The sequence below is a fragment of the Paenibacillus sp. F411 genome, from assembly GCF_017582705.1.
In the GTDB taxonomy this organism is placed as follows: domain Bacteria; phylum Bacillota; class Bacilli; order Paenibacillales; family Paenibacillaceae; genus Paenibacillus_AQ; species Paenibacillus_AQ algicola.
In genome coordinates this window covers 24,909-36,993 of record NZ_JAGFIP010000023.1, presented here as the reverse complement: position 1 = coordinate 36,993, position 12,085 = coordinate 24,909, and the positions used below count along the sequence as shown (strand labels likewise).

Genomic DNA, 12,085 nt, shown 5'->3' with positions numbered 1-12,085 from the left:
AAAATGAAAGAGCTGCTAACTAAATCTTTGTTTCTCTATACTGACGATATCCTTCCATGGGGCAAATGACTCTTTTCCCTGATGTAACATTGTAATTCCCTTTGTACCTACTTCCGTCAATTTAACTTTCTCTCGTTGAGTATCTGTTTCCACCGTCAGTCGGTTGTTCAACAATACTTTAAGATGTCCGGCGAAGGTTTGATCAAAAAATTGCTGCTTTAGAAACTCTTTCTGCCCTACCGTCTTCCCAAAGCAAAGCATAATTTTTTGCTTCAACTCGTCATCATACACTACCTGCTGATGTGGCTGATGGGGAACATTCGCTTGGTCGAACGGCTGCTCAGCGGAGACGATCGCTTGGAATGGGAGCCAGTATCTCCTGAGCAAGGTTGTCAGGATGACAAAATCTCTCCCTACAGCTTCCGTTTTCGCGATCAGCTCCTGATCTCCAAGGAGCGAGCTTTTTCTAATGACCTTTACCGTTTGAGTTTTATGAGTTTTAAAAAACTGGGAAAGCATAATATCCTTTCTCCGTTTTGGATTGACATTGCCAATGATCTGGATATTCTGTTGGTGAATGTATTCCTGGAGAACTTTCAATTCATGCAGAGGCAAAGGACTTGAGGAAGAACTGAAATTGGACGTTACAGAAACCATCATTTAATCCCCCCTAATTAATCATAAGCCATTTTATGTAGTGAGTACGATTCGTATGCAATGACAGGAGGGTACCTAATGAACCTTATTTTATTTATTTGCATCAATGCTTTGATGGCCGCTGGATTGGTAACAACTTATGTCTATCTAAAAAAACTGAAGAACCTCATTGGCTATCATCTGGGGATGAATATTTCAATGACGATCAGTACCGTAAGCGCATTGTCTTTAGGCCCATTATGGGCATTTCAGTTTCACCATCATTCCAGCTGGATCACCATGATCGTCACCTTAGCAGCAATGACAATCGGGATGCTCTTTGGTGCGTTAGTCGACTACCAAACCGTCGTCACAGGCATTTCAAGCGGAATCATGGCAGGACTCATGGGACCTATGATCATTATGCACAGTTTTGATCCTATTCCTCTCCTGTGCTTTACTCTCTTTTTATTTTTCTTTTCGCTTATCATGCTATGCACTTCGGTCAAAGTGTGAAATCCGTCACTCCTAAGCACAGCTCTACTGCACCAGCCTTTACTTTTTACGCTCAAAATGAACCTGCAGCCCAATGATTCCATTTACTCTAGATATCTTTTTTCAGATCCTTGAATCTCCAAGGGATATCAGATCCTAATGGATCGCTTATAATGTTGGCGAATTCTAGAGATTTTTCCTCGTCAAAATCCAGCACTACGATATTAAATTCATCCATATATTTTAGTTTATATTTTAACATCAAGGAAATACCCTCCCATTTCAGTATGCGGGTAGACTCTCTCCTGATCGTGGAGTCATTATTTTTTTAATTTTTTTTCGGTGTAGGAATGATCAAGCAAACTAATTATATCTGCATTAAAGTACTTTATCTGGTATTGATCCAGATCATTATTAACAAACAATTTACCGTTCTCTTTTCGAAGTAACTGAGCCGAACCATTTTCTAGAAGCAATAGATTGCCTTCAAACTGTTTCATTAAATTCCCCATAATTATAAAAAGAGCTTCTAGCCCTTTTTTAGATGTTTTACCGTACAATTGGACCCTTATGCATATACTCACTTCTAAATCATAATGATTTCTAACGAAATTTATATCTGAGATATCTTCAATTTCTATAGCTAAAGAGAAACATTCTGTACCGAGCATTATTTCATCTTCATTAATATGCAATGATGCCTTTTGCTTCAATATTTCTACCATTGTTTCCTCAATAACTTCAGCTAGTTTTGTATGGCTTACATTAAAACCTAGAAACAATTCGAAATCCATATCTATTTTCCCCCAACCACATGTGTGATTCTACCGTCCACCACGATTAATAACTCTTGCAGATTTTTTAGATCTCCATCAGATTTCCTTGCAATTCCTTCAGTTATCTCATTTATTCTTTCTTCTGTAAAATTATCCAGATTAAGTACAATATTCTCTACCTGTGTCTTAGTCTTTGTTCTAATATTTCTTAGAATATTATCAACGTTCGCATCGGTTGTAGGTGCATAACAGTCATACACCTTGCCTTCAATTAGAAAATCTGGATTTGACGTTTCTTTTATGCCATATCCATTTCCTCCATTTACTTCATCTAACATTTCAATATTATAACCTTGAGCTGCTAATAGATCCGCCGATTCATTCTCTTTCTTAACACCATGAGAGTCTCCCCTTGTGTAATTTCCTTTTGGTTTATTTTCATCTGGTAAAGAGTGTTCAGTCGCCTTGGAGTCATCACCGCCCTCCGCACCTGAATCGTGACGGTTCTTAAGGCCGATCCTGCCAAAAATTAAATTACTGGCAATCATCGCACCCTGTTGTCCGATAAATTGGCTGGTTCCTCCCGCAGCATTTACACTCTCTTCAAATTTCTCGCGGGTATCCCCCACATCAAAAGCCATTTTAGTTCCCCAGAACGTAGTGTCAATGACTTCCTCTACCGTTCCGATCGTGGCATTGTACGCCATGTCTCCTATGGTTCCAAGTGGATCTTCAATGAGAGCTTCTCCCGTATCCACTATGGAATTCGCTATGTTTTTACCGCCTGTCTTTACACCTTCCCATAGACCCTCTGCGTGATCCTTCCAGGTTTTGGGCTCGGGAGGCGCTTCAGATCTACCACTTGAAGCAATTTTCGAGGACACTTCCTCATCCAAGAGACGGAACTTGATCGATATCCCCTTTAGCTCTACACTCACAGACTCCATAAGTTCAATAACCCGTTTCAGATCCAGTCGAGCTCGATCAAAATCCGCATAAAACCGCTGCCGTGTCGTTCCTTCCCATAGCAGCATCGTGTCCATTTGACGATTCAGTTGGTTCACGGTCCACTCCAATTGCAGGGAAGCTAGGTGAAACTGTTGGGACAAGATTTTATAGGAATTCTCTTTTACTCAGCTTTTGAAGTAAATACAGGCGGCTAAACTTGAATGGATTCATCAAAACATGATGGACCCAATTAGGTATAATCCACCATTTTCCTTAATAGGTATTGTATTCAACAACATTTAAATGTATGGTTTGTACGTACCCACATTTAGCTCATGAGAATATTTCGATTGAACATAAAATGTTTCATTCTGATCATAGATTTAATTGCTTTCTAATCGGAATAGAGCTATACGAAAATTTAATTCAACATTGGAGGGATTCATGTCATGAAAAAAACAATGATATGCTTATTGTTGATGTTCGTTATGGCGGGATGCAGTGATAACGTTAACCAAAAAGCTATTAGTGACTTAACAAAGAACCAAACCAACGAAGTAACAATAGTCGTGTTTACTAATCAATTGTTAGAAAATTCTTTTACAAGGGAAATCCAAAAGAATGTAGATTACATTAACAATAACTTAAGACCGGATAAGCCTATAACCAATGTCTCATTTATTGATATAGGAAACGATAAGTCATATGATTACAGACATATTTTTAATTTAGAAGATTTACCTCAAATTGTTTTATTTGAAGACAAAGAACTTGTTTTAAAGACCGATAATCCCGAAGATTTAGTAATACATTATGAAAAATAAATAACAAACAAATCCGAGAATGAGATCAATGCTCTAATCTCGGATTTTTTGTTATTTTATGAGTCCACATCCGTACAACGGATCTTCAAGATTGAAGCAGTTCTACCGTATCATTTGTTAAATCTAAATGATAATTTTGACCATTTTCAAAAGTAACCTTAGTTACCGAATCGCCTTCAAGAACTAGCTACAGGATGGCTGGTCAGGCTTTACCCTGATGGGACTCTCACCCACTTGAATTAGCAACTTTGCCCGGCCGCACTACACAATCTATTTTACATGCGATATTCTTGCCGCCCATCTTCACACCTTCCCACAGATCTTCTGCGTGATCTGATCCTGCCAGGTCTTTGATTCGGGCTTATTGCTGGATGGGATAATGTGAGTGTTTCTTCGTCCAGAAAATTACACCTTGGCACTATTGCCTGTAATTCTGCGCTGACAGATTCCTTGAGTTTAGGATTAGAAGATGGACTTGTACTGTTGGCCGGAAGAGGGAATCATTTTAGGGGAAAGACAAGATAACAACAGATCTACTTGGCGGACCAGCTTCTGAAGGTAAGACGGATTCAAGATAGGTGTGTAATATGGTGAGGAATTAGCAGCTATAATCTTTATAGCCTCAATTAGATTCAATAATTCTATGGGAAAATCCGATACATCGTACGTGAGGCTGAGCACATCTTCAATTGTAATATATGTCGGCCCCTCTTTACCCTTCTCCTTGATATATATGGCTTAGAGCATCGAATCTAAGGATTGGCTACATAGGATATAGCAAGGCTTATGAAGATTATGATTTAGGAAATGGAGTGTATGCTGCATATATATCTGGGACAATAGATGCTGCTGCCTGTACTTTGTCTCTATATCCTGTATGCCCAAGTCATCAGCGCCAAGGCATCTCACTGCGTGAGCTTTCTCGTTTAGCCGACATACGGCATGCCGCGTTAAGCGAATTATCAAATGGGAAGAGAGAAAACATCAACTTCTCACATATTGAAAAAATCGCCGATGCACTTGGCATCGACGAAATAAGGGAGATTATAGATTTGACGGAAGTTAATGAGTAACTAAGCAATGTTCTATTTCACTTCGCATAGCTTCTTGTTTCTAATTTCATATACTGAATCGCAAAGGATATCGATATCATCTTGATTATGGCTTGTTAAGATGATCGTTTTTCCATCCTCTTTATATTTTAATAGCATATCTCTTACATTCTTTACGCTGTCTGAATCCAAAGCATTAAATGGCTCATCCAGTATGAGCACCTCTTGATCTTCCATTATGGCTTGAGCAAGAGCAATCTTCTGTTTCATACCTAATGAATAATTCCTCATCTTTTGTTTCAATTCAGGATCTAATCCAAGAATGCGCATCGTAGTTTTAATTTGATGGTCATCAATGTTTCCTTGAATATCGGCTAGTGCTTTCAGATTCTCATATCCGGTTTGACCAGCTAAATATCCGGGTCGATCAATAATAACTCCAAAATTTTCAGGAAAGTCAGAGCCCTTACGTCTATATTGCGGGCTGATCTTTATTTCACCTTGATCTGGTCTAATGAAGCCGCAAATCAATTTAAATAAAACGGATTTCCCTGAGCCATTCGGACCTAAGATTCCATATGCTTTTCCTTGTTCAAACGAAACATTCACATGATCCAACAACAAATTCCCTTTATAGGACTTGCTGACGTTTACAATTTCAATCAGGTTCATGGGTATTTTCTCCTCTTCTTATAAATATCTATTCAGAATCCTATTAATAAAAATTCATATTTTTTCTTCTAAATAAGTAGAGTATGACGATGACTTCCACGAAAATATAAAAGCTGAGGATTCCAGTAATCTTATATAAATCTCTCCAATGACCGGTAATATAACCCATGCTGTTCAGCCCTAAAGGCAGCCAGCCTCCCATATTGATAGTCGGGAACACTGCAATGACCATGAATCCTAGCAATAGCAAGCTAACAGTTCTTTCTTTAAAAAACCAAGCTACAATAAAAATGATGAGCAATCCATTCATCGAATGCAGCCATCCATTTAGTACAAATTGAAAAATGACTTGTTTAATATCTACATCCTTTATGAGAACCATTTGGGGCGTGATTTCCTGACCAGATAATACACCAACAAAAGAATTGATCAGGATCAATGAGATCAGCCATAACATGGTAACGATCGCTACTCGCAGAACTATCTTGAAGAACCAATGGTAAAGGGATCGATACCGTATCGAGACATAATAGAAGCGCACAGCTAGAAGGTCCGTTATATATAACTGAATGAGATACAAAAAACCGATGAATACAACAATGTAATATATATAGGATAAAAATGTATAACCGCCCACCGGGGAAACGCCATAGAATTTTAGAAATAGACTATCCCAAATCGTTACAGACTGTCCCCACGAGTTTAAAAAAGGACTAATTATTCCAATCAGACAGAATAAAGTATAAGCTGCCGTTTTTAAATTAAAGATCCCTCCCAAAGTATTCACCGCCATTTCTTCGCTAGTGGGATTACCGATATACTCAATAAAATGAATGAAGTTAAAATTAAAAAGGCAGGGAGTAGCCTGTAATAAATCCCCAGTATTGTGGGTATGGTCATATAGTTGTAAATAATGAACCGAGGAGAAAATGAAAAATATCTGAAGGTAACCAAAGTATACGACAACAATAAAAATATCATCACACTTAAGTACAGGTTAGAAGGAAAATAAAGAAATATACTGGCTATTAATACATGTATCGTTAACATAAATAAAATGATCAGTACTAGCTGTAATATAATAACCGCCCACGGAAATAGACCTGATTGCTGTACTAAGGCACTCACATGATTAAATGTTGAAGTCGGCGCTTTACTAAATTCACTCCAGTTTGCTTCAACAGGCAGGCCAAACGATAACACAATGGACACGACCAGCATGATGAATACAGCGGCAACGGTTATAGGCAAGAATTGGATCATAGAGTACACGGTCCACCGTGACCAAGTTTTAACTCGTATCAGATGTGTCTCGTTCCATAACTGCTTAATGTTCAAACAAGACAAGAGAAGCAGGATTGGAAAAAAGAGATATAGCAGAACAAACGGGTCACTGAGCACTCCAATCACAATATCCCATTGATTTAGCCTTGAACGCAGCAGAATCGAGTAGTCCATCAATAACTTTCGTCTACTCCAACCAAAAATAAATACAAGAATAAAGAAAACGGACCACTTCCAACTAAAAAGCTGTAATACAAGCTTTCTAAGAAAACTCATGTCAAACTGCCTATCTTCGCGATATTCCTTTTTACATAGACGACTAAGCCGAACAGCACAAATAAAAGAATTACAAATGGAACGAACGCAGTCCATATTGGACTTTGCACTCTGTCAAAAGGAAACAGCACATGATTGGGCCGGTAGGTTTCAACTCCAAGCGCACTTAATGTAAAGCTTGAAATGATATAGATAATAAACGGTAAGCTCAAAGCTAAGAATCGATTTCTGACCAAAATAACTAAATAAAGTGCAATTGCAGCATATAATGACGCATTCATCCCGATCCATAATGAATACAAGATGGCGTACGTCCATATTCCATATTCAAGAACTTGCGTAAAAGTAAATCTAGTGTATGTATCATGGGCAATATTGTCCTCTGTCAGACCAAAACCTGCTGGATCATAATGAGCAATTTCGAACATGGGTTCAATATAATATGCAAAGACAAAACATCCCAAGATAATCAGGAAAAAGAAAGCGCCGGATAAGATCGTATTTGCTGCAAGTTTAATCTTCAAAATATTTATAATGGGTCGACGCATACGAGTATACGTTAAAAAACGATTATCAATTTCTAGTGAAAAAGATGATACATATACTATTACAGCCAAAATCGGAAACAGAAGAGGCAGGATATCTTTTATTGTAAATGTAAACAACTCTAATGAATCCCTTAGTTGATAACTGCTGCTCCTATAAACAGCCATTCCAATAAGAATGCTCATTACCGCAATCCAAAGAAGAATAAGCATTGGTGTGAACTTACTCTTAACTTCCTTTGAAATTTCGCTCAGCATGGTTTCACCCTTTCAATGATGTATATGGAAATATATATCTATTGATTAACAAAAAATATAATAACACAAAAAAATACAAAATAAAGAATTTAATTATACTTTAAAGTATTATATGTTATTTAATGTAATTAAATTTCCACAAAAAGGAGATGATTAGATGATTAGAAGAAAAATTCTGATTGGTAGTTTAACAGCTGTTTTGTTGCTATCAGGTGGTGTTACCGCAGCTCTAGCAGAAACATATCAAGAGAATGATTTTGAAATTCAGGGTACTACTTGGGTGACTTATAGCCTGACTGTTCCTGGAAACAACATTAATGATTCACGTGGTGAAACAGCATCTCAAGTTAAAAAAAACTCGTATGTAAATGCTGGTTTACGTGTTAACTCTACTGGTGGAGCCGCTATTGATGTTCGTACGGAATCCAGTGGTCCAGATGGAAGCTGGGGTACTTGATTTGAACAGTGACAGTAACTTTTTTAACATGTGAAGGCTCCGTTCTGTGGGTTGGGTGTTTTTGTTTTGTATCGACCGGTAGGGCGCACTCTTGTATACTGATTTTTCCAAAGTAATAAAAAAGCCGCCTAAACATCAGGACAAAGCCTGACATCCGGCAGCTTTTGCAGCTATACCAATATGATTCACACCTAATAAAGTAATCCCAGCTAACAGTTCTATGATTCAATAGTTGTTCCTTCAACAAAATTACCATTTTCTTTAATGATTATTCTTGCCAATCTTCTTCCAGCTCTTTTAAAAAAGAAATCATCGGTATAACTGTCAGAAACAATTGCAGAGATTTGATTAATGACACCGTTCTTTTTATCATATTCAATCTTACCGACCGTTTCTTCATTTGGTCCATAACTATACACTACTTTTTGTTCGTTTTCATAATCCTTCAGCATTAATACGAATACTGCCATTGAATGTCACTTCGCCTTGAAAAACACGAGTCCTAACTAGGTTAACTCACTATATCTTTTTAATTGAAATTGAGGTGCAAAGTATCTCTGAGTTAAGAGGGGGAATTAAAATTTTGCAATTTAGCAAACTATGACCATCCCTTTGAACATCAGTTACTTCAATATCTTGAAGAAAATAAGGGATCTGTGGTCTAGTCAACTCTCTTAAGGGTTTTATCCGATCATCGACATTTGTAACAAAGGAAAAACTAGAACAACCAATAAAGGATAACTTGACGTTGAACTCTGTGTCCTCAAACACAAGGGTTATTTCATCACCAAAATAACTTGAATCAAACCTTAACACTCTAGCATCCCAGTAGTGCATGGACTCAATCTGGGATAGAATTTTTTCAGCCTTCACGCTAATTACCTCACTTTTTGTATGGGATATGAGCTTCAGAGCTTTTTCTGTCAACAACATTCAAGTTTACATCAATCGGATTACCACTTTCATCAAACAAATGAACATGGTCATACTTTGTAACCTTATCAGGTGGGTCAATTTTCATTCGAACGTTTCCATTAGCATCTCTAATGTGAATGAAACCATTGTTATCAGTATACTTCCAATCCTTCGGCAAGCTATCTAAGATTTCTTGTTTTGACATGTTAGGAATGTTTTCAGCAATAATGTTACCTGCAAAGTTTCCTACAGTGTTATCCGTACCCTCAGCCTTCTTAGAGCCGCCACCACCACCGCCTGAATCATCGTGATCCTTGAGACCGAGCCTGCGAAGAAGGAAATTACTCGCAATTGCAACTCCCTGCTGCCCAATAAATTGGTCTCTTCCTCCTGCAGCATTCACACTCTCATCAAACTTCTCCCGGGTGTCTCCCACGTCGAAAGCCATCTTGGCTCCCCAAACGGTAGTATCTATAATTTCTTCTGCCGTGCCAATAGTGGCATTGTACAGCATATCTTCTGCCGTTCCAATCGGGTCCTCGATCAATCTGGTCGCTGTGCTGCAGGAAAAGTTTGCAGCCGGTACACTGACCCGTTTCCGGGAAAAGCTGAGAAAACTGGACCTTCTGATTCTAGATGAGGTTGGTTATGTGCCCTTTAGCCAGACTGGATCCGAGCTGCTCTTTAACGTGACTGCCGATTGCTACGAGCAGCAGAGTGTGATTGTGACTTCCAATCTCGAATTTGGACAATGGACCTCGATCTTTGGTGACACGAAGCTCACTTCTGCTTTAGTGGACCGCCTGGTACACCATGCTCATATTCTTTCTTTCACTGGCGAGAGCTTCCGGCTGAAACAGGCCATGGACCGAATTCCGCAGTAACGATTATGCTGGCAAGTGACCTCGGCACTTTTCGCAGCAAAACTCAGCATTTTTCACTTGCAAAAAACACTCTCCAATATGCATCATTATCTAATGACCCGGATTCGTCCGATATAACCGAGTTTCATCCATACTGGCGAGCTTAAAAAAAAAGCGTTCCCATTCAGGGACCGCTTGTTTTAGTTCTATAAGGATTGAAATTATACCGCAATACTAACTTAGTTCCACAAAGTAGAACCCCACCAGCCTTTAGCGATGCTGACAAAGAGGTAATTACCTCCTCCGATAGTGGGCAAAAGCTTGTTATCTACTGTATGAGGAGTATATCTGTACAAAGAATAAGTAGCTTTATTCTTTACCCAAACATAGTTATTATATGTTACGCCATTTGATGTTACTGTCTTGCCATAATTAATACTTGTAACAGTGCCATCTGGTAACTTTCTAGGATATCCCGTTGCTGGAGCTTCATCATAACGTTTTTTCAAAGTAGCTGTGCCTCCGGAAATCTGAACGTTAAAACCTGCTTTTGTATAATCGTCCCCGCTATCAGTTGCCCCATAGCCCATAGCGTAATAAAAACGCCGACTGGAATAGGATACATCCCCAGGTTTTGCCGTAACCAGTGCCGATTCTTTTTGTAATGTGGCCAGAATAACTTTTGGGTTTATTCCATAACTCTTCGCGTTACTAGCAATTGATGACGCTGCGTTTATGGTGTCGCCCTTAAAATACGTCGTGCCGCTACTCGTTAAATAGTAGATCAGTACCGTGTCTTTTAGAATAGACCCCTTGGATACAAAAAAGTCCTGAATAGCGTCCGAGGTCATAGTGGTTGAATTGGTGAACTGAGTATCGGAAATGAGTTGATTCATATTAATTCCATCAATAACTGTATCTTCGTAAACTGTGGCTGACAATGGAGTAATGAGGTTATTGCTGTGATTCTTTTCGAATAGCAATTCTTCAGGCCCAGAACTTACCTCAGCCGATACGTCTGCACTGTCTTCGACAAACTCCTTCTCTTCTACCAGCTGATTATGGATATAAGTTTTAACTTTTTTAGGCTTATCTTTCTTTGCTTTATCCGTTTCGTATACTTGCTTCCCGTTGAAGGAGTCAGTAGACTCTACCATGTTGCCTTGAGCATCATAAAAATACTGAATTTCATTACCATCGCTGTGGAATTCGTTAATAATCTTGCCGGTCTCATCATATAAAAGAATGTTTACATCCTTTTTGTCTTTAACGTACTCCTTGATCTCCTTTTTAGTTTTCAATTTGAACTTAGCTTGAGCTTTCTCAGCACTAGGAGCAGCGCTTGGTGTAGCAGCGGCGATTTGAGGTACCAACATTACAACAGACAAACAAGTCACAATAAGAGGATTTTTGAACTTTTTGAAAAATATCTTACACCTTCCTTTTTTTATAGTATAATTTACTTTAATAGTAATTCAATATATTTTAAGTAAATCCTTTTTTTTCTAATAATTTTCGGGGGTTATCTTATGAAATTGTCAAAAATTTTGTTAATTGTATCTATCCTAGTTTCAACATTAACAGCTTGTTCCGAGGTTAAGACCCAAAGCCAAACTCCGAGTACTCTTTCGGATTTACCTGAAAATAAGTCAAGTTTATCTGAAACTAAGTCGTTTCCAACTACGGTTTATATATCAATTTACAAGTCAGGCTCAAAAAAACCACAGCCCGAACTAATTTCGGTCCAGGGTGATGAAGATATTTTAATGCATGTTAATGATTGGAAAAAAGATAGCGTTTCTATTATCCCTCCTTCAGTAGAGCAAATCGACCGTATCTATGTATTTCAGTATGATTATGAAAAGAACGGAACTACAACCGCTAAGTACTATATGTACATTATTGATTTGGAGGGTAATGATTATATTAAAGAGTTTCAATATAGTGAGGCTTTCCAGAATACTACCGATAAGAAGCAGATCTTAGGCCAAATCGGTTCTGATAATTGGTTCAAAGTTTCTCCGCGATCTAAACTGCTAGAACCATGAACTAATATAAACCATAAAAAGAGGCTGTCCCAAAAG

The 12,085-nt window shown here is 38.2% G+C and carries 16 protein-coding genes and 1 pseudogene; 6 read left to right on the top strand and 11 right to left on the bottom strand.

Going from position 1 to position 12,085, the window contains the following annotated elements:
• Positions 1–15: 15 nt before the first annotated feature.
• Positions 16–660: a hypothetical protein gene (locus JJQ72_RS18760; protein WP_138224780.1), complete on the bottom strand. Its 645-nt coding sequence runs from the start codon at positions 658–660 to the stop codon at positions 16–18.
• Between the two features lie 75 nt (positions 661–735).
• Here JJQ72_RS18760 and JJQ72_RS18755 point away from each other — a divergent pair, with 75 nt between their 5' ends.
• A complete protein-coding gene (locus tag JJQ72_RS18755) occupies positions 736–1,152 on the top strand; it encodes a hypothetical protein (RefSeq protein WP_138224779.1) in 417 nt (138 codons plus the stop codon).
• An 88-nt stretch (positions 1,153–1,240) separates the two neighbouring features.
• Here the strand turns inward: JJQ72_RS18755 and JJQ72_RS18750 are convergent, their stop codons facing one another.
• The 3 genes from JJQ72_RS18750 to JJQ72_RS18740 are packed head-to-tail and all read right to left on the bottom strand — an operon-like array spanning position 1,241 to position 2,971.
• On the bottom strand, positions 1,241–1,393 hold the full coding sequence (locus JJQ72_RS18750; RefSeq protein ID WP_208204611.1) for a hypothetical protein: 153 nt from the start codon (positions 1,391–1,393) through the stop codon (positions 1,241–1,243).
• Positions 1,394–1,451: 58 nt separating this feature from the next.
• On the bottom strand, positions 1,452–1,925 hold the full coding sequence (locus JJQ72_RS18745; protein WP_208204589.1) for a hypothetical protein: 474 nt from the start codon (positions 1,923–1,925) through the stop codon (positions 1,452–1,454).
• Positions 1,926–1,927: 2 nt separating this feature from the next.
• A complete protein-coding gene (locus JJQ72_RS18740) occupies positions 1,928–2,971 on the bottom strand; it encodes a CdiA C-terminal domain-containing protein (RefSeq protein WP_347880775.1) in 1,044 nt (347 codons plus the stop codon).
• 333 nt (positions 2,972–3,304) lie between these two features.
• Between JJQ72_RS18740 and JJQ72_RS18735 the strand changes: the two genes are divergently transcribed.
• Both JJQ72_RS18735 and JJQ72_RS18730 read left to right on the top strand, forming a co-directional pair.
• Positions 3,305–3,679, top strand: a complete 375-nt coding sequence (locus tag JJQ72_RS18735) for a hypothetical protein (RefSeq protein WP_208204588.1) — start codon at positions 3,305–3,307, stop codon at positions 3,677–3,679.
• A gap of 860 nt (positions 3,680–4,539) precedes the next feature.
• On the top strand, positions 4,540–4,752 hold the full coding sequence (locus JJQ72_RS18730) for a helix-turn-helix domain-containing protein (RefSeq protein WP_208204609.1): 213 nt from the start codon (positions 4,540–4,542) through the stop codon (positions 4,750–4,752).
• 12 nt (positions 4,753–4,764) lie between these two features.
• Here JJQ72_RS18730 and JJQ72_RS18725 read toward each other — a convergent pair whose 3' ends face one another.
• From JJQ72_RS18725 to JJQ72_RS18715, 3 genes are all read right to left on the bottom strand, one after another.
• Positions 4,765–5,403, bottom strand: a complete 639-nt coding sequence (locus JJQ72_RS18725; protein WP_208204587.1) for an ABC transporter ATP-binding protein — start codon at positions 5,401–5,403, stop codon at positions 4,765–4,767.
• A gap of 43 nt (positions 5,404–5,446) precedes the next feature.
• Positions 5,447–5,860: a hypothetical protein gene (locus JJQ72_RS18720; RefSeq protein ID WP_208204586.1), complete on the bottom strand. Its 414-nt coding sequence runs from the start codon at positions 5,858–5,860 to the stop codon at positions 5,447–5,449.
• A 1,099-nt stretch (positions 5,861–6,959) separates the two neighbouring features.
• Positions 6,960–7,766, bottom strand: coding sequence for a hypothetical protein (locus JJQ72_RS18715; protein WP_208204585.1), 807 nt, complete (start codon positions 7,764–7,766; stop codon positions 6,960–6,962).
• A 157-nt stretch (positions 7,767–7,923) separates the two neighbouring features.
• On the opposite strand from JJQ72_RS18715, the gene JJQ72_RS18710 reads away from it, so the two are divergent.
• Positions 7,924–8,223 (top strand): hypothetical protein, encoded by a 300-nt coding sequence (locus JJQ72_RS18710; RefSeq protein WP_208204584.1) that lies wholly within the window; start codon positions 7,924–7,926, stop codon positions 8,221–8,223.
• A gap of 218 nt (positions 8,224–8,441) precedes the next feature.
• Here the strand turns inward: JJQ72_RS18710 and JJQ72_RS18705 are convergent, their stop codons facing one another.
• Genes JJQ72_RS18705 through JJQ72_RS20570 form a run of 3 tightly spaced genes read right to left on the bottom strand, consistent with a single transcriptional unit; the run spans position 8,442 to position 9,652 of the window.
• On the bottom strand, positions 8,442–8,693 hold the full coding sequence (locus tag JJQ72_RS18705; RefSeq protein WP_208204583.1) for a hypothetical protein: 252 nt from the start codon (positions 8,691–8,693) through the stop codon (positions 8,442–8,444).
• Between the two features lie 49 nt (positions 8,694–8,742).
• Positions 8,743–9,096, bottom strand: coding sequence for a hypothetical protein (locus tag JJQ72_RS18700; RefSeq protein ID WP_138224772.1), 354 nt, complete (start codon positions 9,094–9,096; stop codon positions 8,743–8,745).
• 10 nt (positions 9,097–9,106) lie between these two features.
• On the bottom strand, positions 9,107–9,652 hold the full coding sequence (locus JJQ72_RS20570; protein ID WP_243896235.1) for a hypothetical protein: 546 nt from the start codon (positions 9,650–9,652) through the stop codon (positions 9,107–9,109).
• Positions 9,653–9,683: 31 nt separating this feature from the next.
• Here JJQ72_RS20570 and JJQ72_RS18690 point away from each other — a divergent pair.
• Positions 9,684–10,022, top strand: a pseudogene (locus JJQ72_RS18690) (ATP-binding protein); the annotation flags it as partial.
• 218 nt (positions 10,023–10,240) lie between these two features.
• Here the strand turns inward: JJQ72_RS18690 and JJQ72_RS18685 are convergent.
• On the bottom strand, positions 10,241–11,398 hold the full coding sequence (locus JJQ72_RS18685) for an RHS repeat domain-containing protein (protein ID WP_347880774.1): 1,158 nt from the start codon (positions 11,396–11,398) through the stop codon (positions 10,241–10,243).
• Between the two features lie 132 nt (positions 11,399–11,530).
• Here JJQ72_RS18685 and JJQ72_RS18680 point away from each other — a divergent pair, with 132 nt between their 5' ends.
• Complete coding sequence (locus tag JJQ72_RS18680; protein ID WP_208204582.1) at positions 11,531–12,049, top strand: hypothetical protein; 519 nt, start codon at positions 11,531–11,533, stop codon at positions 12,047–12,049.
• Positions 12,050–12,085: the final 36 nt, after the last annotated feature.